Origin of the sequence: Haemophilus parainfluenzae, from assembly GCF_014931375.1 — a bacterium.
In the GTDB taxonomy this organism is placed as follows: domain Bacteria; phylum Pseudomonadota; class Gammaproteobacteria; order Enterobacterales; family Pasteurellaceae; genus Haemophilus_D.
Window position 1 is genome coordinate 239,608 of record NZ_CP063117.1, and the last position, 24,919, is coordinate 264,526.

Annotated in this window: 25 protein-coding genes; 5 read left to right on the top strand and 20 right to left on the bottom strand. The window is 40.8% G+C overall.

The window, feature by feature from the left end:
* Positions 1-39: 39 nt before the first annotated feature.
* On the bottom strand, positions 40-951 hold the full coding sequence (gene rdgC / locus INP95_RS01170) for a recombination-associated protein RdgC (RefSeq protein ID WP_197560734.1): 912 nt from the start codon (positions 949-951) through the stop codon (positions 40-42).
* 68 nt (positions 952-1,019) lie between these two features.
* Between rdgC and proC the strand changes: the two genes are divergently transcribed.
* From proC to xerD, 3 genes are read left to right on the top strand one after another with little or no spacing between them, the layout of a single operon-like run.
* Entirely contained in the window at positions 1,020-1,835 is an 816-nt protein-coding gene (gene proC / locus INP95_RS01175) for a pyrroline-5-carboxylate reductase (RefSeq protein ID WP_070590125.1), read from the top strand.
* Positions 1,835-2,995: a 3-phenylpropionate MFS transporter gene (locus tag INP95_RS01180; protein ID WP_197560735.1), complete on the top strand. Its 1,161-nt coding sequence runs from the start codon at positions 1,835-1,837 to the stop codon at positions 2,993-2,995. Before proC ends, INP95_RS01180 begins: the two co-directional genes overlap by 1 nt.
* A 2-nt stretch (positions 2,996-2,997) precedes the next feature.
* Positions 2,998-3,891 (top strand): site-specific tyrosine recombinase XerD, encoded by an 894-nt coding sequence (gene xerD / locus INP95_RS01185; protein WP_005698164.1) that lies wholly within the window; start codon positions 2,998-3,000, stop codon positions 3,889-3,891.
* 58 nt (positions 3,892-3,949) lie between these two features.
* On the opposite strand, the gene INP95_RS01190 is transcribed toward xerD, so the two are convergent.
* The 9 genes from INP95_RS01190 to epmB all read right to left on the bottom strand — a co-directional run bounded on the left by INP95_RS01190 (position 3,950) and on the right by epmB (position 14,281).
* On the bottom strand, positions 3,950-5,080 hold the full coding sequence (locus INP95_RS01190; protein ID WP_197560736.1) for a glycerate kinase: 1,131 nt from the start codon (positions 5,078-5,080) through the stop codon (positions 3,950-3,952).
* A 14-nt stretch (positions 5,081-5,094) separates the two neighbouring features.
* The gene (locus tag INP95_RS01195; protein ID WP_197560737.1) at positions 5,095-6,351 is read right to left on the bottom strand and encodes a GntP family permease; all 1,257 of its coding nucleotides are present in this window, start codon (positions 6,349-6,351) and stop codon (positions 5,095-5,097) included.
* A gap of 148 nt (positions 6,352-6,499) precedes the next feature.
* Positions 6,500-6,856 (bottom strand): diacylglycerol kinase, encoded by a 357-nt coding sequence (locus INP95_RS01200; RefSeq protein ID WP_049364783.1) that lies wholly within the window; start codon positions 6,854-6,856, stop codon positions 6,500-6,502.
* Positions 6,857-6,876: 20 nt separating this feature from the next.
* Positions 6,877-9,126: a GTP diphosphokinase gene (relA, locus tag INP95_RS01205; protein ID WP_070590111.1), complete on the bottom strand. Its 2,250-nt coding sequence runs from the start codon at positions 9,124-9,126 to the stop codon at positions 6,877-6,879.
* Between the two features lie 101 nt (positions 9,127-9,227).
* Positions 9,228-10,538 (bottom strand): 23S rRNA (uracil(1939)-C(5))-methyltransferase RlmD, encoded by a 1,311-nt coding sequence (rlmD, locus tag INP95_RS01210; protein ID WP_070590105.1) that lies wholly within the window; start codon positions 10,536-10,538, stop codon positions 9,228-9,230.
* Positions 10,539-10,573: 35 nt separating this feature from the next.
* Positions 10,574-11,278 (bottom strand): DNA repair protein RecO, encoded by a 705-nt coding sequence (gene recO, locus INP95_RS01215; RefSeq protein WP_070590100.1) that lies wholly within the window; start codon positions 11,276-11,278, stop codon positions 10,574-10,576.
* Between the two features lie 7 nt (positions 11,279-11,285).
* Complete coding sequence (locus tag INP95_RS01220) at positions 11,286-11,693, bottom strand: MliC family protein (RefSeq protein WP_049364780.1); 408 nt, start codon at positions 11,691-11,693, stop codon at positions 11,286-11,288.
* A 105-nt stretch (positions 11,694-11,798) separates the two neighbouring features.
* Positions 11,799-13,190 carry an opacity-associated protein OapA gene (oapA, locus tag INP95_RS01225; protein WP_070590096.1) on the bottom strand — a complete coding sequence of 464 codons (1,392 nt, stop codon included), beginning with the start codon at positions 13,188-13,190 and terminating at the stop codon, positions 11,799-11,801.
* Between the two features lie 74 nt (positions 13,191-13,264).
* Positions 13,265-14,281, bottom strand: coding sequence for an EF-P beta-lysylation protein EpmB (gene epmB, locus INP95_RS01230; protein ID WP_070590660.1), 1,017 nt, complete (start codon positions 14,279-14,281; stop codon positions 13,265-13,267).
* A 36-nt stretch (positions 14,282-14,317) separates the two neighbouring features.
* Here epmB and efp point away from each other — a divergent pair, with 36 nt between their 5' ends.
* A complete protein-coding gene (efp, locus tag INP95_RS01235) occupies positions 14,318-14,884 on the top strand; it encodes an elongation factor P (RefSeq protein WP_005695259.1) in 567 nt (188 codons plus the stop codon).
* A 121-nt stretch (positions 14,885-15,005) separates the two neighbouring features.
* Here efp and INP95_RS01240 read toward each other — a convergent pair whose 3' ends face one another.
* The 7 genes from INP95_RS01240 to rdgB all read right to left on the bottom strand — a co-directional run bounded on the left by INP95_RS01240 (position 15,006) and on the right by rdgB (position 21,332).
* Entirely contained in the window at positions 15,006-15,509 is a 504-nt protein-coding gene (locus INP95_RS01240; RefSeq protein ID WP_070582679.1) for a surface-adhesin E family protein, read from the bottom strand.
* Positions 15,510-15,562: 53 nt separating this feature from the next.
* Complete coding sequence (gene pflA / locus INP95_RS01245; RefSeq protein WP_049364777.1) at positions 15,563-16,303, bottom strand: pyruvate formate lyase 1-activating protein; 741 nt, start codon at positions 16,301-16,303, stop codon at positions 15,563-15,565.
* Between the two features lie 129 nt (positions 16,304-16,432).
* Positions 16,433-18,745 carry a formate C-acetyltransferase gene (gene pflB, locus INP95_RS01250; protein ID WP_049364776.1) on the bottom strand — a complete coding sequence of 771 codons (2,313 nt, stop codon included), beginning with the start codon at positions 18,743-18,745 and terminating at the stop codon, positions 16,433-16,435.
* Positions 18,746-18,800: 55 nt separating this feature from the next.
* Positions 18,801-19,655, bottom strand: coding sequence for a formate transporter FocA (gene focA / locus INP95_RS01255; protein WP_049372705.1), 855 nt, complete (start codon positions 19,653-19,655; stop codon positions 18,801-18,803).
* 213 nt (positions 19,656-19,868) lie between these two features.
* On the bottom strand, positions 19,869-20,231 hold the full coding sequence (locus tag INP95_RS01260; protein WP_070590092.1) for a helix-hairpin-helix domain-containing protein: 363 nt from the start codon (positions 20,229-20,231) through the stop codon (positions 19,869-19,871).
* A gap of 145 nt (positions 20,232-20,376) precedes the next feature.
* Entirely contained in the window at positions 20,377-20,694 is a 318-nt protein-coding gene (locus tag INP95_RS01265) for a heavy metal-binding domain-containing protein (RefSeq protein WP_005695251.1), read from the bottom strand.
* A 38-nt stretch (positions 20,695-20,732) separates the two neighbouring features.
* Complete coding sequence (gene rdgB, locus INP95_RS01270; RefSeq protein ID WP_070776201.1) at positions 20,733-21,332, bottom strand: RdgB/HAM1 family non-canonical purine NTP pyrophosphatase; 600 nt, start codon at positions 21,330-21,332, stop codon at positions 20,733-20,735.
* 131 nt (positions 21,333-21,463) lie between these two features.
* Between rdgB and copM the strand changes: the two genes are divergently transcribed.
* Positions 21,464-21,835, top strand: a complete 372-nt coding sequence (gene copM / locus INP95_RS01275) for a CopM family metallochaperone (RefSeq protein ID WP_070776202.1) — start codon at positions 21,464-21,466, stop codon at positions 21,833-21,835.
* Between the two features lie 48 nt (positions 21,836-21,883).
* Here the strand turns inward: copM and ispH are convergent, their stop codons facing one another.
* The 3 genes from ispH to glmU form a co-directional block, all read right to left on the bottom strand.
* Entirely contained in the window at positions 21,884-22,828 is a 945-nt protein-coding gene (gene ispH, locus INP95_RS01280) for a 4-hydroxy-3-methylbut-2-enyl diphosphate reductase (RefSeq protein WP_197560738.1), read from the bottom strand.
* Positions 22,825-23,316, bottom strand: a complete 492-nt coding sequence (gene lspA / locus INP95_RS01285) for a signal peptidase II (RefSeq protein ID WP_197560739.1) — start codon at positions 23,314-23,316, stop codon at positions 22,825-22,827. Before lspA ends, ispH begins: the two co-directional genes overlap by 4 nt.
* Positions 23,317-23,432: 116 nt before the next feature.
* The gene (gene glmU / locus INP95_RS01290) at positions 23,433-24,803 is read right to left on the bottom strand and encodes a bifunctional UDP-N-acetylglucosamine diphosphorylase/glucosamine-1-phosphate N-acetyltransferase GlmU (RefSeq protein ID WP_197560740.1); all 1,371 of its coding nucleotides are present in this window, start codon (positions 24,801-24,803) and stop codon (positions 23,433-23,435) included.
* Positions 24,804-24,919: the final 116 nt, after the last annotated feature.

The window sequence follows — 24,919 nt, forward strand, 5'->3', positions numbered from 1 at the left end:
GGCGAACATCATGTTCGCCTTTTTATTTCATGATTAAAACTAGCCTAATCTGACTTTCTCGCCACCGAATTCATCAAGCAAGTTTTCGGTTAACTTGGATAAAATGCCTGTCATTAATACAAAATCAGCATCAAAGCGTTGCGCATAATCTTCTTTTAAAATATCCGCATTTTTCTCACGCACTGCATCGGCAAATTTTAAACGTTTGAGCGTACAATCTTCATTAAATACAAACGTCAGCGTATCTTCCCACTCCAATGCGAGCTTGCTCACCACTTTTTTACCATCTTGTAAAAGCGCGAGAATCTCTTCATTTTCTAAAGGTTGTTTCTTACAACGAATCATGCTGTCTTCTTGGCTTCCACGAAGTTCAGCCTCCTCTAACGCCACCAACCAATGCGGAATTTTTTCCTGCACAATCCAATCCGTTAAAATGGTCGAAGGTTCATTTGCAAATGCCAACGGCACAACCGGTAACGAACCAAGTGATTTACGTAATAACGCCAAGGCATCTTCTGCTCGTTTACTGGATGCCGCATCGACATGCACAAGGTTGTTCTCCGTATCAATCCATACAGAAGTTTGCTGATTTTTAGTGAATGCGCGTGGCAATAAATTCATCACCACATCATCTTTTAACGTTTGTTTTTCCGTTTTCTTCAATTTACGGTTTTCTTTTTGCTCAAGGCTTTCAATGCGTTCATCTAATTCACGTTTTACCACATTCGCCGGCAACATTTTCTCTTCTTTTTTCGCAACCAATAAAATGTGTTTACCGACAGAAAAATGCAATAATTCGCTACCTTTCAAGGGATTCGTCCAGCCGAATTTACTTTGATCTTGTGAACCACAAGGATGAAATTCACAATCTGACAACTGGCGTTGTAATTCATTAAGATCCCAATCTAAGGGCTTCGTCAGCCTATATGACATTAAATTTTTAAACCACATCGTAACACTTCCTTCATAATAGGGTAAAATATGCAACATTGTAGCCCATAAACTCACGGGAAAAAATGATGCAACAGAAATTAATTGCCTTCATCGGCGGTGGCAATATGGCACAAGCGATTGTGTTAGGCCTATTAAAACAAGGTTATCCAGCCGACCAAATTATTGTTAATGATCCTAATGAAGAGAAACGTGCCTTTTTTGCTCAATATGGCATCGCCGTTTCGACAGACAACGAGCAATCCATCATACAATCTCAAGTTGTGTTATTTGCCGTTAAGCCACAAGTTCTTGCTGATGTTTGTAAGCCATTAAGTGCGGTTGATTTCTCTGATAAATTAATTATTTCTATTGCAGCAGGAATTTCGACTGCCCGATTAGCTGAACTCATTCCAACAGCAAAATCCATTGTACGCGTGATGCCAAATACCCCTGCATTAGTGGGTGAAGGTATGGCTGGCTTATTTGCTGATAAAAACACACCTGAAATTGACCGCACTTTTGCGGAAGATTTACTTTCAGCTGTAGGGAAAACCACTTGGGTGACAAATGAAGCTCAAATGCATGCTGTCACCGCTGCATCTGGCAGTAGCCCAGCCTACTTCTTCCAATTTTTAGAAGCCATGCAACAAGGCCTAATGGAAATGGGATTAGATGAAAAGCAATCGCGTGAGCTAGTACAACAAGCTATGTTAGGCTCAGCGAAGTTGGTGATTGAAAACCCACAGACTTCGCTTTCCACATTACGAGAAAATGTGACCTCAAAAGGCGGCACTACTGCAGCCGCATTAAATGTATTCAATCAACACCAATTTAACGACATCATTAAACAAGCGATGCAGGCCTGCGTGGCACGCTCACAAGAAATGGAAAAATTATTCTAATGCAAGTTCGTCCTTTTACTTGGCTCGCTTTGAGCTTTTTTGGCTACTATTGTGCCTATGGTGTGTTTCTTCCGCTTTTCCCTGCATGGTTGAAAACGCAATCTTATAGCGAAGAAAGCATCGGCTTATTGCTCGCCTGTGCCTACATTTTCCGTTTCAGCGGCGGTATTTTATTTTCTGGCTTAATCAAACGTGTTTCCCTCTTAGTAAATGGCTTACGTTATTTAGGTGTGGCCAGTGCCATTACGATGGCCTTAATTGGACTGATGTCGCACAATTTCTGGCTATTATTTATTGGACTTGCGTTGTATTCCATGGTGAATGCGGCCGGAATGCCGATTGGTGATAGCCTCGCCAGCACGTGGCAACAACAAATTCATTTAGATTATGGCAAAGCGCGCTTAATTGGTTCCTTTGCGTTTGTTGTTGGTGTGATGGTATTCGGGTATTTTGTTGGACTCGTGGGTGAGCAATATATTACTTGGATGATCACAGGCATACTCGTTTTTTACTGTATTGTGCAATTACTTCATCCGAACCCAATGCCGCAGGATGAATCCCAAAGTGCGGTCGAAAATTCCGTTGGATTTTTAGACTTGCTGAAAAATAAAACTACCCTTCGCTTGTTTATTGCGATTGCACTGATTCAAGGATCGCACGCAGCTTATTACTCATACAGCACCATTTTTTGGACAAATCATGGCCACTCCGTTTCCGATGCAGGCTTATTTTGGGGAATCAGTGTATTAGCTGAAATCGTGGTCTTTTTCTTCTCCACTCGATTATTCAAAAACTGGACCATTACAGCCCTTTTCTATCTTACCGGTATTGCGGCTATCGTGCGTTGGCTCGCGTTCGGTTATGCCGATACCTTTGTTGAAATCGTCCTATTGCAATGTTTTCACAGTCTTACTTATGTCGTCGGCCATTACGCGACCGTGCGTTATATCACCACTCAACCACAAACCCATATTGCGAAATTACAAGGCTTATACAATGCCTTGGCGGGATGTGCAGCCATTGCGATTTTCACTGCGCTTTCTGGTGTACTTTATCCGATTTCGCCAGTTTATGCCTTTAGCTTAATGGCCGCCTTTGCCTTCGTTGGCTTATTTATCACCCCACGTGGCGTGAAAGCTTTTTTGATACATAGAGTGTAAACATGAATAACCTCACGCTAGTTGATTTGTTCTTGAATGAATATTGGATCGAAAAAGGATTGTCTGAAAACACCGTGCAGTCTTATCGTCTCGATTTGACCGCACTTTGTGATTGGTTAGATAAACAAAATTTATCCCTCGAAACCCTCGAACCCTTAGATCTACAACAATTTTTAGGCAGCCGTTTAGAGCAAGGTTACAAAGCCACGAGCACAGCGCGAATGCTGAGCGCGATGCGGAAATTATTCCAATATTTATATCGTGAAAAGTATCGTACGGATGATCCGAGTGCCGTACTGAGCTCACCTAAATTGCCAAGCCGCTTACCTAAGTATTTAACCGAGCAACAAGTCACGGATTTATTAAATACGCCTGATGTCGAAATTCCGCTCGAGTTACGCGATAAAGCCATGTTGGAATTGCTATACGCCACTGGATTACGTGTCACGGAATTGGTCACGCTCACTATTGAAAATATGAATCTGCAACAAGGCGTGGTACGTGTAATTGGTAAAGGCAACAAGGAACGTATTGTACCAATGGGGGAAGAAGCAGCGTTTTGGGTGCGACAATTTGTGCTTTACGGTCGCCCTATTTTGCTCAATGGACAAAGTTCTGATGTGGTCTTTCCCAGTCAACGGGCTCAGCAAATGACTCGCCAAACCTTTTGGCATCGTATAAAGCATTATGCCGTGTTAGCAGGAATCGATACGGATGCGCTATCTCCACACGTTCTCCGTCATGCCTTTGCAACACATTTGGTGAATCATGGTGCGGATCTTCGTGTTGTGCAAATGCTCCTCGGACACAGCGATCTCTCCACCACGCAAATTTATACTCACGTGGCTAAAGAACGCTTGAAACACCTTCATGAAAGATTTCATCCAAGGGGATAAAATAAAAAAGTGCGGTCAAATTTATCGTTATTTTTGATCGCACTTTAGTATGAAAAGCTTATTTCAATGACAACAATCTCGCCACATTTTGAGCTGTTGAGATTAAATTCTGCTCGCCCTGTTTGAGAATTGTCGGTAAATCACCCAGATTACGAATAATTGGAAATACTGCGTCAATGCCATGTTCATACACCACTTCATAATCCTCACGCAAACAACCCACAATCGCAATGACTGGCTTATTAAATTGTTTCGCCGTGCGCGCCACACCGATTGGAGTCTTACCTAAGATACTTTGCGCATCCATACGGCCTTCACCAGTAATCACTAAATCAGCCTCTTTAACTTGCTCAGCGAGTTTCAAATTATCTAACACGATCTGCACACCAGCTTTCAGTTGCATATTAGGTAAAAGCAATAAACCACCACCCATACCACCGGCCGCCCCCGCCCCTGGTTGATCTTGAATTTTTTTACCACAATCCCGCTCGGCAATTTCGGCGAAATGGGCTAATGCCGCATCGAGTTCCTTCACCATCTCAGGCGTGGCACCTTTTTGAGGGCCAAAAATTGCAGAGGCACCTCGTTCACCACAAAGTGGATTATTCACATCACAAGCCACTTCGATTTGTACGTGTTGCAATCGAGGATCTAAATCAGCCAGTTGAATTTCAGCAAGATTAGATAATGCTGTACCACCAAAGCCAATGGATTGCCCATTTTTATCCAATAAACGTAAGCCTAATGCTTGCAGCATACCCGCACCACCGTCATTTGTAGCACTCCCACCAATCCCTAAAATGATATGTTGTACGCCAAGATCTAGGGCTTGCTTAATCAGCTCACCCGTGCCAAAACTGGTGGTTTGACAAGGATTGCGTTTATCCATCGGAACAAGATGCAATCCCGATGCGGCTGCCATTTCGATAATCGCCGTTTTACCATCACCTGATAAACCGAAAAAACTTTTTACTTGGTTGCCTAACGGTGCCGTAACTTCTGCCTCAATTAAGCGCCCCTGAGTGGCATCTACCAAAGATTGTACGGTTCCCTCTCCCCCATCTGCCATTGGTAATTTCACATATTCAGCATTCGGAAAAATACGCTTAAAGCCTGTTTCAATCGCATTAGCCACTTCAAGTGCGGTTAAACTTTCTTTGAATGAATCAGGCGCAATGACAATTTTCATATATTCTCCTTAAACTAATTAAATACACCAAAAATTAAGGTGGATACAATGGTCATAATTAACCCCACTGCACTTTCATAAGGAATCAATTTTAAGCGTTCTTTCATGTCCATATTTACGCTACCACCAGTTGCATGGAAGAAAGAACCATGTGGCATATGATCGAAAACTGTCGCCCCCGCATGAATCATCGCAGCACCTGCCAGACTACTCACCCCCAACTCTAATAGCGTTGAACTGAACACATTCGAAGCAACAGCTGTACCTGCAGTTGTTGATGCCGTCGCAAGCGACATGAGTGCACCTGAAATTGGCGCAAGGATATAAGAAGGTAAACCCGAATGTTTTAAGCCTTCAATGAGCACATCTTTCATGCCGGAATTGGCAATAATACCGGCTAAAGCTCCCGTACCAAGTAGCATAATCGCCACCGGAGCCATTTTCCCTAAACCGCTAATCGCATAGTTATTGGCGTGGCGAAGCTTGCCCATACAGAGTGCGCCAATCAGACCACCAAGTGGTAAAGCGATTAAAGGATCGACTTTAATATCGGCTAACGGACGAAGTGCTAGTAAGAAGATGGCAACCAAAGGTGCCACAAGTGCGGTCAAAAATGAGGGTAGATTCTGTGTTTCTACCGCGACAACCTCTTGGGATGAAACGCGCGAACCTTTATTTCTTAAACGTTTTGCTAAGAAATACGTCAATATTAAGCCAAAAATAGCGGGGATAATCCCTGCCATCATCACTGACGTTAAAGGAAGATGGAATGTATCTGCTGCAGCAATCGCATTAGGATTAGGTGACATTAAGTTTCCTGCTTTTCCCCCACCAATCATCGCTAAGAGAATAGCGGGTTTTGATAAGTCAGTACGACGAGCAAGTGCTAAGGCAATTGGAGAGACCGTAATCACGGCAACATCAATAAATACACCAACAGCGGTTAAAATTAATGTAGCCAACGCTAACGCTAATAATGCTCTGGTTTCACCTAACTTGTTTGTAATGGTTTCAGCAATGGTATTAGCCGCACCTGATTCAATCAGTACTCCCGCCAATACCCCTGCTGCAAGAATTCGCATGACTGCGGTAGTTATACCTTGAGCGCCTCCGATCATGAGACTCACGGTTTGAGATAAATCAGCGCCGCCAACTAATCCCCCTACTAAAGCCCCGACTAACATACCATAGGCTGGTGAGACTTTTTTCAAAATAAGGAAAATAGCGACAATGAGTGCAATGAGTGCACCTAAGGCTGAGACTGTAGGCATAGCGTCCTCCTGTTGATATAAATATGCAAAAATCTTTCTTATTTATATCAGCAAAAGTAGAGGAATAAAATCTTGTCCGACTTCCACCAACAAAAACGGCTTATGTAAAACACATAAGCCGAAATTATTACTGAAAATTGACCGCACTTTAGAAAAATAAAATACTTCCCCAAACCACGACAACAATGCAAAGTGCAATGAATACCGCTGCTGAGCCTTGGTCTTTGGCTCTCCCTGAAAGCTCATGTCGTTCTGTGCCAATGCGATCCACCACGGCTTCAACGGCGCTATTTAAGAGTTCTACTGCCATCACAAGTAAAACCGATGAAATCATAAGTGCGATTTCAATTTTAGTGTCACCCAGCCAAAATGCGAGCGGAATCAGAATGCACGCAAGAAAACATTCGTGGCGAAATGCGGTTTCATTTTTGAATGCACTTTTTAAGCCTTGTAAAGAATATTTTGTAGAGTTAATTAAATGGGTTAATCCCGTGGTTTTATACATAAAAGTTCCTATGTTGTAATCTATAAACGTTTTGCTTCGATAACGTCGTCTAACTTCGCTAATCTGGCCAGTATTTTACTTAAACTTTCGACATTTTTCAGTTCAATTTCCATGTCCATCGTTGCCACTTGTTTTTTGGTGTCTGCACGGCTTGAAACCCCTAACACGCTGACTTTTTCATTTGCAAGCACGGTCGTAATATCGCGCAATAAACCGTTACGATCACTGGCCACAATGCGAATATTAATATGAAAACCAGCCGCATAATTATCCCCCCAAAGGGCTTCTACTACACGTTCCGGATGGGCAGCTTGTAATTCAATAAACTGTTCACAATCGCAACGATGAATTGAGATACCTCGTCCCATCGTAATGTAACCTGCAATCGCATCACCTGGAATTGGCTGACAACAACGTGCCATGTGGTGCATTAAATTACCGACCCCTTCAACAATGACATAGCCTTTATTCTGTTGTTGCTCGGCTTTCTGCTGCGCCTTTTGCTGTGCAGTATTTGCACTTTTACTCGCCACATGACGGAGAATTTCTTGATCTGCTTCTTCAGCCGTCACTTTGATCAATCGGCTTTGCAAGAAATTCATTAACTGATTTAAACGGATATCCCCACTACCAATACCCGCGTATAAATCTTCAAGGTTTTTTAAGTTATAACGCGGCAAAGCAAGCTGCTCAACCTGTTTCAAACTTATATTCAAACGAGCAAGTTCATTATCTAACTGCTCTTTACCCGCTGGAACGTTTTTATCACGATCTTGTTTCTTAAACCACGCTTGGATTTTGGCGCGCGCTTTTGAGGTATGGGTAAAGCCTAAGTTCGGATTGACCCAATCTCGGCTTGGGTTAGGATTTTTCTGCGTGATGATATCCACTTGCTCACCCATTTGCAGGTGATAAGTGAATGGCACAATACGTCCCCCAACTTTCGCCCCGATACAACGGTGGCCAATCTCACTGTGGATCGCATAAGCAAAATCGAGAGGCGTGGATCCCGCAGGTAAATCAACCACTTCACCTTTCGGTGTAAACACATATACGCGATCATCAAAAACTTGGCTACGTAATTCAGCCATCACTTCGCCAGAATCCGTAATATCATCTTGCCATGCAAGTAATTTACGCAACCAAGTGATTTTTTCTTCGTAAGCGGAAAGGCTACCTGTCGTACCCTCTTTGTATTTCCAGTGAGCCGCTACACCAAGCTCCGCATCATCATGCATTTGCTGGGTTCGAATTTGCACTTCGATTGGCTTACCACCTTTGCCTAACACCACAGTATGAATGGATTGATAGCCATTTGGTTTCGGGTTGGCGACATAATCATCAAATTCTTTTGGCAAGTGTTTGAAATGTGTGTGGACGATACCGAGCGCCGTATAACAATCTTGCAATTTATGTACGATCACCCTAACCGCTCTGACATCATATAAGCCACTGAATTCCAAATGTTTCTTTTGCATTTTTCGCCAAATGCTATAAATATGTTTCGGACGGCCGTAAACCTCAACCTGGTCGATATTTTCTTTTAAATAACCGGTTAACTCTGTGACGAAATCTGCAATATACTGCTCACGATCTAAACGGCGCTCATGTAATAATTTGGCAATATTTCGATATTGTTCTGGATGCAAATAACGGAAGCAGTAATCTTCAAGCTCCCATTTCAATTGACCGATACCTAAACGGTTCGCCAACGGGGCATAAATATTGGAACATTCTTTGGCTGCCAACACTTTTTCTTCTTCGCAAAAATGATTTTCCGCATCGCGAAGAAACGTAATACGTTCAGCAAGTTTGATGATCACACAGCGGAAATCGTCCACCATCGCGAGGAGCATACGGCGCACATTATCCACTTGGGAAGCATTGGCAGAATGACTGGCGTTGAGCTGACGGATGTTATCCATCTCTTCCACACCTTTGAGTAATTTGGTGATTTTAGGACCAAAATCTTCTTGAATTTGTTCCCAATCTACGAGCTGGTTGGCTACTAATGGGAATAGCATCGCAGTGAGCAAACTCTCACTGTCCATATTCATTTCATGCAGAATTTCCACCATTTCCACACCAGATTGCAATGTGAGCACTGCATTTTCCATTTTATCGGCGTGTTCAGCTATTTTAGCTTGAGCGTAATACCAGGCATCAATCAGGGATTTTTCAGTGGCGGCAGGAAGTTTAAGGCTCGAACACCATTGCTCGATCACAAAATCTTGCGGATTTAATAAGTGAGAACCACGAACTGCAACCATAATACCCCCTTGTTGATGAATATGGCTCGGTGACATCCTGTCAACCGAGTTGTCTTTTTAAGACAACAAAAAAGTCTGACTATTCTATCAGAATTTACACCTTATTTGATAAATAATGTCACTGACTCCAAATGACTGGTATGCGGGAACATATCAATCATGGCCGTTTTGATGATGCGATACCCGAAAGAACGGAGAATTTCTGCATCTCGTACTAAAGTTGCAGGATTGCAAGATACATAAAGAATTTTTTCTGCACCAAGCTCACATAACGCATTCAGCGCAAAAGCGGCACCACTGCGAGGCGGATCGAGAAGAATTTTATTGAAATGTTGTTTTGCCCAAGGTTGTTCTGAAAAAGCTTGGTCTAAATCGGCTTGATAAAATTCAACATTCTCAATGTGATTAAATTGTGCATTCGATTGGGCTTTTTGAACCATATCAAAAACACCTTCAATTCCAACCGCACTTTTCACGCGTTTGGCTAAAGGCAACGTGAAATTGCCCATGCCGCAGAATAAATCTAAGACATGATCATCCTGATTCAAATCAAGCCAATCTAAAGCCGTCTCAACCATTTGCTGATTTAGATGAGTATTCACTTGAATAAAATCGCGGATATCAAAAGATAAACGAATACCGTCTAACGCATAATAAGGCATTTCACCATGCACAAGTTGGATGTTTTGATCATCTTGCAGAAACAAATTCACAGCATTTACGCGTGCAAACTCGAGCAACAAAGTGCGGTCAGTTTCGGCTAAATTTCCTTTGTAACGTAACAACATGGCTACGCCATTATCCGCTGAAACTAATTCAATATGCCCTAATTGTTTCGGGGTTGAATATTTAGCCCAAAGTGCGCTCAATTTGGGGATAAGATGATTAATCGCAGGCTCTGCGACTAAGCATTGCTGAATACTCACTAGCTGATTGGAGTTTTTCTGACGAAATCCCATTTCAACGGTTTTGTTTTTAGCATTCCATAGCAAACTTAATCGTACACGACGGCGATAGCCCCATTGTTCGCCACAAATCATTGGCATTAATTGAATAGGCTCTGCCTGCAGTTTACTTAATCGAGAAAAAAGGGCTTTCTCTTTCGCTTTACGTTGCATTTCCACAGGAATATGTTGGCCTTGACAACCACCACAACGTCCATAATAACGACATTGTGGCTCAACACGCTGACTACTCTTTTGTAACCACTTTTGCGCCGTGGCTAAACCATATTGACGCTTTTCATCAGTCACTACCGCTTCCACTTTTTCCATTGGCAAAGCATTTTCAATGAACCAGGTTTTACCTTGAACTTTGGCGACACCTAACCCTTGATAATCTAAATCCTGAATCTCAGCGACAACTTTTTGGGTGGTTTTCTGTTTTTTTTGTGGAGCGTAAAGTAAAGCCATGATGGTGTATTAATCTGTTTATATCAAAGAAAGGATTATTTTAAATAAAGCACGTTTTGCGTAAATAACTCTCGACTTTTCAGCGGCTTATCGCCTAAATAAGGTTTGAGCGCGATTCGAGTAAAGCGCTTTGCTGCTTGCAAGACGGACTCATCGGTGAATTCCAAACGGTCAAAAGCAAGCAAATCTCGCCCATAAAAGGTTAAGTTATCTTTCACTAACGAGGCGATAAACCCCTTTTCCGCACGGTATTGGTAAGTCATCGATTCATCTACTGGTAAACCTGAGCCTGCACAATGCAAAAAATCGATGCCATAACCTAAGATTTTAAGTAAATGAAATTCAAATAGACGCAGTGTAGGCTCAACCTGTGGTTGAGTGGCTAAGCCTGTTAAGCATTGAAGATAATGCTGAAAAAGTTGTGAATTGGCCGTTTCGGGCTCGATCACTCGAGTAATCAGCTCATTTACATAAAACCCGCTATATAAAGCCGTTTGCTGCAAAGGCAACGTAATTGCTGCGGGCTCTGCTTTCGTGAGTGTTTTTAATGCGCCTTTTCCTGACCAACGAAGAAGTAATGGCGTAAAAGGCTGTAAGACAGATTTCCATGCCGAACGTTTCGCACGTGCACCTTTTGCAATAACCGTCAAACGTCCCGTTTCTTCAGTGAATAAATCCACCAAAAGGCTGGTTTCACTATAAGGACGACGATGTAACACAAAGCCGCGTTGGAGATCCATAAAAGAATTATTTGCCTGATTTTAATTCACTTGGTTGTTTAACACAGCGTTCCGCGAGCACTTCACCTACGCTAGTTTGTAATTGACTGAAGTCATCACGCTCCTGCCAATACCAACGAATATTCGCATAATTTCTCCCACGCTCAGAAATCACTCGTGTCAATTTTTCGGTTACATCATTAAAAGTAACGGTCACCTGGCTGAGTGTTTTTTTACTTTTTTGTTTTTGCTTGGTATGAACCACACTCACTTCTTTATTGCCTTTACACAAATAAACCGTCGCTGAACCCTTTTGGGATTTTTTATCAACGGTTTGCACTTTCATTTTCTGTGGTGCGGGTTTGCTTAATTCAACATTTTGTGAACAAGCGGAAAGACAAAGTGCGGTCAAAATTACGCTTAACTTTTTTAACATGAATTCTATTTCCATCAAGGGTTGTTTATGATTGCTCACTTTGCGAAATGAGCAAGGATAAACAATCTTATCTAGAAAAATGGGCGATTACTCGCCCACTAAAAATTATTTTTTATACTGATATGAACCGTCGGCTTGACGAATGAACTTGCCGCCATTTGATAAGCGAAGCTCACTTACTCGACCTTGACTATTCACAGAAACCTGTACTTTATCACCAGGTTTGAAACTGCTTAATGCATTACCAGCACCGCTTGCTTTGGTCATCGCATTCACATCTGAAATATTCAGTTTATTATCACGGAATACTTGCATAAGTGACACACCTTGTGGCACCGTTAATGTTTTTGTTGCACCAGTTGAAGCGGTTTGTGCTGCCGGTTCAGCTGCTTTCACTGCATTGTGGGTTGCTGATTTCGCTTCCACAATTTGAACCTTACTGTCTTTAGTCGCAACAGGTTTCGCTTCTTGAATTTTGCTTGACTCTTTTTTCACGGTTTGAGTCGGTTGAGCTGTCGCTTTTTCAGTTACTGGTTTAGGTTGTTTTTTCTCTTGAACCACTGGTGTCTGTTCACGACGTGGTTCTACTTTATGCTCAACCATTGCGGTATGTTTTTCTACAGTTGGTTGTACTGTTTTCACTGGTTCTTTAACTGGTGCTGGTGCAACAGCTGGTTGAACCGGCGCAGGTTGTGTCGCTGGTTGTTGAGTAACAGTTTGTTGTGCAGGTTCTGCAGTTTGTGATTTAGCGGCATCTGCTCTATCACCTACATATTCCATTGCTGGAGGTGTATCTGATTTAGCATCATTTGCTGTTTGTTCTGTGGTTGCAGGAGCCGTAGTATTATTGTTATCTAATACTGTAGTTTCAACTGGTTGAGACTGATCCAATGATTGGAATTGAACTGGAATTTCATTACTGGTTTGTTGTTCAAAAGACTCCACCGTATCTGAGTTTGGTTTTAGGGTGAAGAAAATGATCAGTAATACCACTAAACCTAAAATTGCAATAAATAAACGACGATGTTTTTCTGGTAACATTTGTAGAACCTTCCATTTTTCAGGTGATTTCAAGCTTGCTGCCGCAGCGGCTGCCGGTGCAACTGTTTCAGCTTGAGTTGTCACTTCTTCCACAATCTCTTCTGCAGGCGAATTTTCAAAAATCACTTTTTCTTCCGCTACGTTTTCTACCTGAACATTCTCAACGGGCTCTTGAGTTCCGAAAGCACTTGATGGCGCTGATTGTTCAGTATTTTCACTTTGAAATGCTTGAGAAGGTGAAAAAGGTTGGCTTGCTGCCGCACCAAAAGTTGGTTCGCGACGAACATGGAATTGCGTATCTGGTTGCTCTTTTTTACCAAATAAACCTTTGGCTTTATCAAAAATTGAGCCACTTTGTTGAACCGGTTTTCTTGGGGTCACAGAGTCAGAGTGATTAAATCCTAAATCTAATTCATTTTGAGATGAATTGTCGTTAGGTTGATTTTTATTATCCACGGTATTACCTCGATTTGCTAAACTAAAGATCGCACAAAAGTGCGGTGAAAAATTGAATCGTATTTTATCGGATCTTAAGCGGTGTATAAAGTCTTATTTGGCTCTCCACCGATTTCTCGTGCTAATTTGGGCACTAAATAGCCAGAAGTGAGCGTCTGCAATTCTTTATAAATTTGTAAGGCACGCTCATCCGAGATATAGAAATGGCTCGCCCCCTGCACTTTATCCAATAAATGCAAGTAATAAGGCAGAATACCCGATTGAAACAACTTATCGCTCAATACTTTTAATATATATGGGTTATCATTCACATCTTTTAAAAGGACTGATTGATTGAGTAAGGTAACTTTAGCGCCTACCAGTTTTTGCATAGCCAAAGAGAGCGCCTCATCAATTTCATTTGGGTGATTGATATGCGTTACAAACACCGCTTGTAATCGGCTTTTTAGCAATAAATCACAAAATTCATCCGTAATGCGATCTGGAATCACGACTGGCAAACGAGAGTGAATACGTAAGCGCTGTAAGTGCGGTATTTTTTCAAGGCGTTCTAATAGCCATGCCCATTCACTATCCTTTGCCATCATCGGATCGCCACCCGAAAAAATCACTTCTTCAATTTCTGAATGGGTCGCAATATAGTCTATTGCTTGTTGCCAACTCGTTTTATTGCCTGGGTTTTGATCATAAGGAAAATGGCGACGGAAACAATAGCGGCAGTTAACTGCACAGCCCCCTTTTGCCATGAACAGCAAGCGATTTTGGTATTTATGCAGAATATTAGGCACGGCATTTTTTTGCTGTTCATCTAAAGGATCTTGGCTAAACCCTTCGGCCTCAATAAATTCTTGTTGAGCCGTCATCACTTGTAAAAAAAGTGGATCTTTCGGATTCCCTTTTTCCATTTTTTCAACAAAAGGCAAAGGCACTCGCATAGCAAAAAGTTTACGAGCGGCGATATCCTCGGCAAAATCGTCAACGGGCAGATTTAAGGTTTTTAATAAGATTTTCGGATCAGAAATCGCATTTTTTAGGGTTTCTAACCAATTTTGTTCTTCTCTAATCGCAATATTTCGGGTTAAAATACGCACTTTCAAACAATCTCTATTTTTTAGGATATTTTTAATATGGCTACATATACTACCAGTGATTTCAAACCAGGTCTAAAATTTATGCAAGACGGTGAGCCTTGTGTGATCGTTGAAAACGAATTCGTTAAACCAGGTAAAGGCCAAGCTTTTACTCGTACTCGTATTCGTAAATTAATTTCAGGCAAAGTATTAGATGTAAACTTCAAATCTGGTACTTCGGTTGAAGCTGCTGATGTTATGGATCTTAACCTGACTTATTCATACAAAGATGATGCATTCTGGTACTTCATGCACCCAGAAACATTTGAACAATACTCTGCTGATGCAAAAGCAGTGGGTGATGCTGAAAAATGGTTATTAGACCAAGCAGATTGTATCGTGACTTTATGGAACGGTGCGCCAATTACTGTCACTCCACCAAACTTCGTAGAATTAGAAATCATCGATACTGACCCTGGTCTTAAAGGTGATACTGCGGGTACAGGCGGTAAACCAGCAACATTAAGTACTGGTGCTGTGGTGAAAGTACCTCTTTTCGTTCAAATCGGTGAAGTAATTAAAGTCGATACTCGTTCAGGCGAATACGTTTCTCGTGTGAAATAATCTTTCATTGAGAGATAAAAAGAGCGGTCAATATTTGATAAATATTGGCCGTTTTTTATTGCCTGCTCATTAGTTTCATAGAGATAAAAAATGCGGTTATTTCTAACCGCACTTTGATTGATTATTTCGCTTTTGAGCCTTCTAAATCTAAAGAAGGTTTTCTATCTGAGTTAACACAAATGATTTGTGCCGCCGCATAAAGCGTTGTATTAGGTTTTAAGCTAATAGTGTATTTCTCTTGTTTTTTCGGTGCGGCACGTAAGCCTTCGCCCCAGAAATCATCATAAAAATCAGTACGAACTTGGGTTAAATGGTAGTTCTTACAGTTTAAGATTTTATATTGGCGAACAGAACGTGCATAACGTCTTTTCTCATTTGGATACACATATAAACCTTTATCCAAATTCACCACGGCATCAAAATGCACTTGGTTTAAATCTTGGTTGTCCACCCAAATTGAATCGGTATCAATGTAGTAATTTTTATCTTTTACTAATCGAACATACCCTACTCTATCTTTTGAAGGGGGCGTTAATGTCACCTCTTCTTGTGTAACTGGCGATTGAACAGCTGAACAGCCTGCTAAAAGGGCTACACCTAAAAACGTTAATGCTAATTTTTTCATTTTTCCTCCTTAAAGCTTTCTAAAGCCTGCTGTTAATCTTTTTACACCTTAGCTTAATATTTTACCGTATGTCCATATCCTTCAAGGATTGTTTTAATATGCTCAAGTGATTCTTTCGTCGGTGGTAAAACATCTGCGAGCTCATATTCAAAACCAAGGGTTTTCCATTTATGAGCGCCTAATCGATGATAAGGGAGAAGTTCGACTTTTTCAATATTGGTCATACCTTCAATAAACTGTCCGAGCAGATGAACATCATGATCGTTATCGGTATAGCCAGGAACCACTACATAACGAATCCAGGTTCGCTGATTACGTTTTTGCAGATATTTTGCAAATTCCAACGTACGTTTGTTTGGCACTCCAATAAGATTTTGGTGCACTTGATCGTTCAGTTCTTTTAAATCAAGCAAAACAAGATCGGTTACATCGATCAGTTCATCAATAATGTGATCATAATGACGTACAAACCCATTAGTATCTAAACAAGTATTAATGCCTTCTGCTTTACAAGCTCGGAACCAATCTCGTACAAACTCAGCTTGAAGAATGGCCTCACCACCTGATGCTGTTACACCACCACCGGTTGCATTCATAAAATGGCGATAGCTCACGACTTCTTTCATGAGTTCTTCCACACTAATTTCGCGACCACCATCAAGATCCCAAGTATCACGGTTGTGGCAATATTTGCAACGCATTAAACAGCCTTGCATAAATAAAATAAAACGAATGCCGGGACCATCCACGGTTCCACAGGATTCAAAAGAGTGAATTCTTCCTAGAACAGACATACATAAATTTCCAAAAAATAAATCTAGCTAAATTTTACCAAAAATATCATCTATAAAAAATGAGCCTGACTTAAATCAGGCTCATAATTTTTATGTTCCCGCTAAAGTGCGGTTAAATTTTATCGTGTTTTAGAACGATTCTGTGAATGTACGAGTTACAACGTCTTGTTGTTGCTCTTTAGTTAAAGAGTTAAAACGCACTGCGTAACCAGATACACGAATAGTTAATTGCGGATATTTATCCGGATTTTCCATCGCATCTAATAACATTTCACGGTTTAATACGTTCACATTTAAGTGTTGACCACCTTCTACTGCAGCTTCGTGGTGGAAGTAACCATCCATTAAGCCTGCAAGGTTGCGACGTTGTGCTTCTGGATCTTTACCTAATGCATTTGGTACGATTGAGAAGGTATAAGAAATACCATCTTTCGCGTAAGCAAATGGAAGTTTAGCTACAGAAGTTAATGATGCTACCGCACCTTTTTGGTCACGACCGTGCATTGGGTTAGCACCTGGTCCAAATGGCGCACCTGCACGACGACCATCTGGGGTGTTACCTGTTTTCTTACCATAAACTACGTTAGAAGTAATGGTTAATACAGATTGTGTAGGCACAGCATTGCGGTAAGTTTTAAGTTTTTGAATTTTCTTCATGAAACGTTCAACTAAATCACAAGCGATGTCATCAACACGGTTGTCGTTGTTACCATATTGTGGATATTCACCTTCGATTTCGAAGTCGATCGCGACGTTGCTTGCTACAACATTGCCATCTTTATCTTTGATGTCGCCACGAACTGGTTTAACTTTCGCATATTTAATTGCTGAAAGTGAGTCAGCTGCAACAGAAAGACCTGCGATACCACAAGCCATGGTACGGTATACATCACGATCATGTAATGCCATTAATGCTGCTTCGTATGAATATTTATCATGCATATAGTGGATGATATTTAAGGCAGTCACATATTGTTTTGCCAACCAATCCATAAAGCTGTCCATACGAGTCATTACGGTGTCGAAATCTAACACTTCATCAGTGATTGGTGCAGTTTTCGGACCTACTTGCATACCTAATTTTTCATCGATACCGCCGTTGATTGCGTATAACAATGTTTTCGCTAAGTTTGCACGCGCACCGAAGAATTGCATTTGTTTACCAACAACCATTGGTGATACACAACATGCGATTGCGTAGTCATCATTGTTGAAGTCTGGACGCATTAAATCATCGTTTTCGTATTGAACTGATGAGGTATCAATCGATACTTTCGCACAGAAACGTTTGAAGTTTTCAGGTAATTGTTCAGACCAAAGAATGGTTAAGTTTGGTTCTGGAGAAGTACCCATGTTGTAAAGGGTGTGTAAAATACGGAATGTATTTTTGGTTACTAATGTACGGCCGTCTAAACCCATACCTGCGATGGTTTCAGTTGCCCACATTGGGTCACCAGAGAATAACTGATCGTATTCAGGTGTACGTAAGAAACGAACCATACGAAGTTTCATGACTAAGTGGTCAACTAATTCTTGCGCTTCAGTTTCAGTAAGTTTACCTGCTTTTAAATCACGCTCGATATAGATATCGATGAAGGTTGCAGTACGACCGAATGACATCGCTGCACCATTTTGTGATTTGATTGCTGCTAAGTAAGCAAAGTACATCCATTGAATTGCTTCTTTAGCGTTAGTTGCAGGGTTAGAAATATCGTAACCGTAGCTTGCTGCCATTTGTTTCATTTGGCCTAATGCACGGTGTTGTTCTGCGATTTCTTCACGTAAACGAATAGTTGCTTCTAGATTTACGCCATCTTCTAAGTCTTTTTGTAAAGAAGAGAATTGTGCGTATTTATCTTTCATTAAGAAGTCAACACCATAAAGTGCGACACGACGATAGTCACCGATGATACGACCACGACCGTAAGCATCTGGAAGACCAGTTAATACACCTGATTTACGACAACGTAAAATGTCTGGCGTATAAACATCGAATACACCTTGGTTGTGGGTTTTACGATATTCAGTGAAGATTTTTTTCACTTCAGGATCTAATTCACGACCGTAAATTTTGCATGACCCTTCCACCATTTTAATACCACCAAATGGCATAATAGCACGTTTTAATGGAGCATCGGTTTGAAGACCTACGATTTTCTCTAAGTCTTTATTGATATAACCTGGTGCGTGAGAAGTAATCGTTGAAGGCGTATGTTCGTCAAAGTCTAATGGCGCATGTGTGCGGTTTTCAACTTTAATTCCTTCCATTACGGTTTCCCAAAGTTTTGTTGTCGCTTCGGTTGGACCTGCTAAGAAAGAATCATCACCTTCATACGGGGTGTAGTTCTTTTGAATAAAATCACGCACGTTGACGTTTTCTTGCCAATCACCGGCAACGAATCCTGCCCACGCAACTTTTTGTGCTTCATTAAGTTCTGACATAGTCATTTCCTTTTTTAATTGATAAAAAATAAGTCTTGTTTAGTTCGTTAGTACATTAGTGAGCTTTGGTTAAATAACGTTGGAATAAGCCGATACAAACCGCACCACCCACAATGTTTCCTAACGTTACTGGAATCAAATTCTTCACAATGAAATGATAGAGATCTAAATCTGCATATTTCATTGGATCCACACCAATTTGTTGCCAAAATTCTGGCGTACTAGAATGAGCTGTGATAATGCCTAGTGGAATCATAAACATATTTGCCACACAGTGTTCAAAACCAGATGCGACAAATAAACCAATCGGCATGATCATAATAAATGCTTTGTCTGTAACAGTTTTACCGGAATAAGACATCCATACCGCTACACACACCATAATGTTACATAAAATACCAAGGTTAAATGCTTCAAACCAAGTATGATGAATCTTATGTTGAGCGGTTGCCAAAATGGTTAAACCCCATTGACCATTTGCTGCCATGGTTTGTCCCCCAAACCAAATCACTGCAGCAATAAATAAACCGCCCACAAAGTTGCCCAAATATACCACAATCCAATTTCGGATCATTTGAGTTGTGGTTATCTTACCGCCTACGCGGGCAACTAAGGTTAAAGTAGAAGAGGTGAATAATTCAGATCCTAAAATTACCACCATAATTACGCCTAAAGAGAAGACTAACCCACCGACTAACTTGGTTAATCCCCAAGGCGCTCCTGCGCTTGCTGTTTGTGTCGTCGTATAGAATACAAAGGCTAAAGCAATACAAGCCCCAGCACTAATACCAGACAGAAATGATAAAAATGGGCGTTTTTGCGCTTTATACGCAGCGACGCTTTCAGCATAATCCGTTGCTTCAACTGGTGTGAGAGCAACAGAAGATTGATTTAAATTTTCTGATGCCATATCTAACTCCAAATAGTTGGTTTATTATTTCTTATACTACAACATAGGTATTCCTATACCCATTTGGTATTCTACTCTCTTATAAAACCATTGCAAGAAATCCCCAACTTATTCCAAAAAAATTTGATATTTTGCAAGTTTTGGTAAATTTTCTGCTCAAAAAATAAAAAAGCGGAATATCACTATTCCGCTTTTCATATAAAAATAACAACATTAAAACACGATACGATCTCGGTTTTTTTCTAACGTAGCTTTACCAATGCCTTGTACTTCAAGTAGTTGTTCTGCCGCAGTGAAACTACCGTGTTTTTCACGGTATTGCACAATGGCTTCTGCTTTTTTCGCCCCAATACCAATCAGCGCTTTTTGAATGTCTGATACGCTAGCGGTATTGATATTTAATTTATCACTCACCGTTTGTTGTACTGTTTGTGATGGTGCTTGTACAGCTGTTTGTTGCTGCACTTGCGTTTGCGGTTGAGCCTGCTCAGCTGTTTTTTCTTCTGCAAGCGCTTCTGTGCTCAACATCGCGCCTGCAATAAATAATGAACTAAATAAATGTTTCATCAATTTCATAAAAATGTCCTTTATTAACAAATAAGTACCGTTGATTCATATCAACAGTGACATTTTTAAGAAACACAGAAAACACGCAAGAAATCAACCGCACTTTTGCGATCTTGATCGCAAAAATTACATTTAAGCAAATAAAAAAACGACCTTATCGCACCACTACAGCTGTGCCACTCGCAATCACCATAAACATACTTTTATTGCTTACTGTTGCGTAATTAATCTCTACGCCAACCACAGCATTTGCCCCTAAAGCAATTGCTTTTTCTTCCAACTCTTTCAAGGCATCTTGGCGTGCACGACTAATACGACGCTCATAAACACTCGAACGCCCACCAATCACATCGGTAATAGCCGCAAAAAAATCACGGATGAAGTTTGCCCCAGCAATCACTTCCCCAAAGACGACTTGTTTATATTCTACGATTTGTTTACCTTCAATATTAGGCGTAGTGGTAATAATCATTTTGTATCCTTTAATTCTCGTTAAAAATCAACCGCGCTTTAGGCCGTTAATTTTGATTTCAAAACAGCTAATGCCTTCGCACGATGAGAAATTTTCTTTTTCTCTACGGTTTCTAATTCGGCAAAAGTACAGCCTTTTTCAGGGCTAAAAAAGAGCGAGTCGTAACCGAAACCATTTTCACCTTTTTCTTCATAAATAATCTGCCCGTCACATTCACCTTGAGCAATGATCGGAGAAGGATCACTTAGGTGTTGTAATAACACAATCGTACTCACAAATTTTGCTTGGCGACGTTCAGTCGGTACATCGGCTAATTCTGCCAATAATTTTTCTCGGTTTTTCGCATCAGCTTCGTCACCATCCACACCGGCATAACGAGCAGAATACAATCCAGGCGCACCATTTAACGCATCCACTACAAGACCGGAATCATCTGCAATGGCCGGTAAACCTGATTTTTCAGATGCATAACGTGCTTTCAAAATCGCATTTTCAACAAACGTTAATCCTGTTTCTTCTGGACTTTCAATGCCTAAATCGGTCTGAGCAATGACTTCAAAACCGAAATCGGCTAATACGTCTGCCATTTCTTTTACTTTGCCTTTATTGCCCGTGGCAAGCACAATTTTTTGCTTCATGATTCTGTCCCTCATATCAAATATTGTCTTATTTTAGCACCTCACCAAAAATTTTCGGAATAAATATTGACTTTAACCTTAGGTCAAGGTTTATGATTCGTGCGCATTCAGTTATCACATAGGAGAAAAACATGAAAAAACTTATGACTTTTATCACACTTAGCGCTGCTGCAGTTTCAATTTATGCCCAAGCTAATGAACAACCGCATCAAGCACACATGAATATGCCAATGTCGACAGATTCTGCAATGCAACAAGAATTAATGCAAGGTATGAATCAAATGAATCAAGACATGATGGCAGCTGCGCAATATAAAGATCCTGATGTTGCTTTTGCAGCAGGTATGTTGCCACACCATATTGGCGCAGTAAAAATGGCGGAAGTTGAATTGAAATACGGAAAAGATCCTGAGATGCGTAAGCTTGCTGAGAATATTATTAACGCTCAACAAGCAGAAATTGAACAAATGCAAAAATGGCTTAAAGTGCATAATAAAAAATAAAATAACACAAAAAAAGTGCGGTAAATTAACCGCACTTTTTTAATAGAATTAGTTCACTTCTTTTATTCTTAACTCTTTTGGCACTTCAAAGAACATATTTTCTTCTAAGCCTTGAAGCTCTTCAATAGCATCGGCACCAAATTCTTTTAATCGAGCAATCACAGATTGCACCAATTCTTCCGGTGCAGAGGCCCCCGCTGTTACGCCAATTGTTTTAACGCCTTCAAACCAATCTGCCGACACATCATTTGGATCATCAATCAATTTTGATTTCACCCCCATACGCGATGCCAACTCAGCTAAACGGTTAGAATTTGATGAGTTTTTAGAACCTACAACGACCACTAAATCACATTGTTTCGCTAATTCACGCACCGCTTCTTGTCGATTAGTTGTTGCATAGCAAATATCATTTTTATGTGGGCCTTGAATCGCAGGATATTTATCTTTCAATGCACTGATAGTTTCCGCCGTATCATCAAGAGAAAGTGTGGTTTGTGTCATAAAGGTTAAATCATCACTTTCTTGAACCGGCAAACGAGCAATATCTTCCACGCTTTCAATTAAGAAAATACCACCTTCCTCGTTTCTGTACTGCCCCATTGTGCCTTCCACTTCTGGATGGCCTTTGTGTCCGATCAAAATCGCTTTCGTCCCTTTACGGCTCGCACGAGCCACTTGCATATGTACCTTGGTTACCAACGGACAAGTTGCATCAAATACTTTTAACTGACGATCTTTCGCTTCTTGACGAACGGCTTGTGACACGCCATGAGCGGAGAAAATCACAATGGCACCATCTGGCACTTCACTTAATTCTTCTACAAAAATTGCCCCACGCTCACGCAAACCATTTACCACAAAACGGTTATGCACCACTTCATGACGTACATAAATCGGTGCACCATGAATTTCAAGCGCTAATTCAACAATGCTAATGGCTCGATCGACACCTGCGCAAAATCCGCGAGGGTTAGCTAAAATTATCTTCATTTTTGACCGCTCTTTTTATCACCTTTAAAGGCATCTAATGCTAATAAACCCGCACCAATACAAATCGCAATATCTGCCACATTGAATACCGGATAATGATAAATATCCCAATAAAAATCTAAGAAATCCACCACAAAACCGTTATACACACGGTCCACCATATTGGCTAACGCACCGCCAATAATCAGTGCATAAGCTGAGTTTTGTAATTTTTGCTCTGCAGAATTCTTTTTCATAAAGTAAACCAGCATTAAAGAAATCCCGATTGCTAGCACGATAAAGAAATATTTCTGCCAACCACCATGCTCAGCAAGGAAGCTAAACGCTGCGCCATAGTTACGCACATAGGTTAAATTAAAAACGGGCAATATGTTCACACTTTCATATAAATCAAAGCGTTGTACTACGATATATTTAGTCAGTAAATCAAGGATAAATGCGACCGCACTTAGCCAAAGGAATGAAAGTCCTGTTTTATTTTTTGTCATAGGAAATTATCTGTCTTTATAAATGGACGATGATTTTAACAACTCGAATAGCCTTTATAAAGCAAAAGGCATCAAATTATAAAAGGCGAACACATTGGTTCGCCTTGCAATGTTAATTACTTTTTCTTCACCGGTCTTTGCCAACCTTGAATATGGCGTTGTGGCACGCGAGTAATCACAAGCTCATCTTTCTCAATATTTTGAGTAATCGTTGAGCCCGCACCGATCGTTGCGCCATCTGCGACGGTAACTGGTGCGACTAACTGCGTATCTGAGCCCACGAATACATTGTTACCAATGATTGTTTTAAATTTATTTGCACCGTCATAGTTACAAGTAATCACACCCGCACCGATATTACAGTTCTCACCGATTTCGGTATCACCAACATAAGTCAGATGGTTGACTTTAGAGCCTTTACCCACTGTGGATTTTTTAATTTCTACAAAGTTACCCACATGGGTTTCAGCAGCTAATTCAGCACCTGGACGTAAACGAGAGAATGGACCAATCGCCGCTTTCTCACCAATTGTCGCATCTTCTAAAACAGAATAAGGCTTGATCTCAACATCATTACCAATAGTCACGTTTTTCAATACACAACCTGCACCGATTTTTACACGGTCACCCAAGCGTACATTGCCTTCCACAATTACGTTCACATCAATCTCAACATCTTTACCGTGCTCTAATGTGCCGCGTAAATCAAAACGCTCAGGGTCAATCAACATCACGCCTGCAAGTAAAAGTTTTTCTGCCTGTTTACGTTGATAATAGCGTTCCATTTTGGCTAATTGTAGGCGATTATTTACCCCTTCAACTTCCATAAAATCAGTTGCTTGCACAGCTACAATCGGACAACCATCTTGATGAGCTAAGCCAATTACATCAGTAATATAAAACTCGCCTTGTGCATTATTATTATCTAAACGCGCTAACCATTTTTTGAAACTTGCACCATCTGAAACTAACACACCTGTATTAATCTCTTGAATTTTAAGCTGCTCAGGCGTTGCATCTTTTTGTTCAACAATCCCTACAACTTTGCCATTTTCACGTACGATTCGACCATAACCTGTTGGGTTATCTAATACGACCGTTAACACTGCGATACCATTTTCAGGTTTCGCATCGATTAATTTTTGCAATGTTTCCGGTGTAATCATTGGGCCATCGCCATACACCATTAAAACATTTTCATCATCACGGAAAAAAGGCATTGCTTGTTGCATAGCATGTCCTGTACCCAATTGTTCCGCTTGGAACACCCAGTTCACGCTTTCATTTGCCAAACGCTCACGCATTAATTCGCCACCGTGACCATAAATCAAATGTACGTTTTCCGCACCTAATTGATTTGCCGTATCGATCACATGTTTTACCATCGGTTTTCCTGCCACTTTATGCAAGACTTTCGGTAAATCAGAATACATACGAGTGCCTTTACCGGCCGCTAAAATCACCACGCTTAATGCTTTATTTGTCATAAATTCTTCTCTTCTTTTTAAAAAAATTGAACGTATTCTATCGTAGAATGGAGAATATGATAAGCCATTTAATTTTCATACATTCCTGACAAGACAAGATTGTATAAAAATCTCAA

Excerpts from the sequence above, each read along its gene's own strand:
- rdgC (WP_197560734.1), bottom strand. The coding sequence starts at position 951 with ATGTGGTTTAAAAATTTAATGTCATATAGGCTGACGAAGCCCTTAGAT.
- proC (WP_070590125.1), top strand. The coding sequence starts at position 1,020 with ATGCAACAGAAATTAATTGCCTTCATCGGCGGTGGCAATATGGCACAA.
- INP95_RS01180 (WP_197560735.1), top strand. The coding sequence starts at position 1,835 with ATGCAAGTTCGTCCTTTTACTTGGCTCGCTTTGAGCTTTTTTGGCTAC.
- xerD (WP_005698164.1), top strand. The coding sequence starts at position 2,998 with ATGAATAACCTCACGCTAGTTGATTTGTTCTTGAATGAATATTGGATC.
- INP95_RS01190 (WP_197560736.1), bottom strand. The coding sequence starts at position 5,080 with ATGAAAATTGTCATTGCGCCTGATTCATTCAAAGAAAGTTTAACCGCA.
- INP95_RS01195 (WP_197560737.1), bottom strand. The coding sequence starts at position 6,351 with ATGCCTACAGTCTCAGCCTTAGGTGCACTCATTGCACTCATTGTCGCT.
- INP95_RS01200 (WP_049364783.1), bottom strand. The coding sequence starts at position 6,856 with ATGTATAAAACCACGGGATTAACCCATTTAATTAACTCTACAAAATAT.
- relA (WP_070590111.1), bottom strand. The coding sequence starts at position 9,126 with ATGGTTGCAGTTCGTGGTTCTCACTTATTAAATCCGCAAGATTTTGTG.
- rlmD (WP_070590105.1), bottom strand. The coding sequence starts at position 10,538 with ATGGCTTTACTTTACGCTCCACAAAAAAAACAGAAAACCACCCAAAAA.
- recO (WP_070590100.1), bottom strand. The coding sequence starts at position 11,278 with ATGGATCTCCAACGCGGCTTTGTGTTACATCGTCGTCCTTATAGTGAA.
- INP95_RS01220 (WP_049364780.1), bottom strand. The coding sequence starts at position 11,693 with ATGTTAAAAAAGTTAAGCGTAATTTTGACCGCACTTTGTCTTTCCGCT.
- efp (WP_005695259.1), top strand. The coding sequence starts at position 14,318 with ATGGCTACATATACTACCAGTGATTTCAAACCAGGTCTAAAATTTATG.
- INP95_RS01240 (WP_070582679.1), bottom strand. The coding sequence starts at position 15,509 with ATGAAAAAATTAGCATTAACGTTTTTAGGTGTAGCCCTTTTAGCAGGC.
- pflA (WP_049364777.1), bottom strand. The coding sequence starts at position 16,303 with ATGTCTGTTCTAGGAAGAATTCACTCTTTTGAATCCTGTGGAACCGTG.
- pflB (WP_049364776.1), bottom strand. The coding sequence starts at position 18,745 with ATGTCAGAACTTAATGAAGCACAAAAAGTTGCGTGGGCAGGATTCGTT.
- focA (WP_049372705.1), bottom strand. The coding sequence starts at position 19,655 with ATGGCATCAGAAAATTTAAATCAATCTTCTGTTGCTCTCACACCAGTT.
- INP95_RS01260 (WP_070590092.1), bottom strand. The coding sequence starts at position 20,231 with ATGAAATTGATGAAACATTTATTTAGTTCATTATTTATTGCAGGCGCG.
- INP95_RS01265 (WP_005695251.1), bottom strand. The coding sequence starts at position 20,694 with ATGATTATTACCACTACGCCTAATATTGAAGGTAAACAAATCGTAGAA.
- rdgB (WP_070776201.1), bottom strand. The coding sequence starts at position 21,332 with ATGAAGCAAAAAATTGTGCTTGCCACGGGCAATAAAGGCAAAGTAAAA.
- copM (WP_070776202.1), top strand. The coding sequence starts at position 21,464 with ATGAAAAAACTTATGACTTTTATCACACTTAGCGCTGCTGCAGTTTCA.
- ispH (WP_197560738.1), bottom strand. The coding sequence starts at position 22,828 with ATGAAGATAATTTTAGCTAACCCTCGCGGATTTTGCGCAGGTGTCGAT.
- lspA (WP_197560739.1), bottom strand. The coding sequence starts at position 23,316 with ATGACAAAAAATAAAACAGGACTTTCATTCCTTTGGCTAAGTGCGGTC.
- glmU (WP_197560740.1), bottom strand. The coding sequence starts at position 24,803 with ATGACAAATAAAGCATTAAGCGTGGTGATTTTAGCGGCCGGTAAAGGC.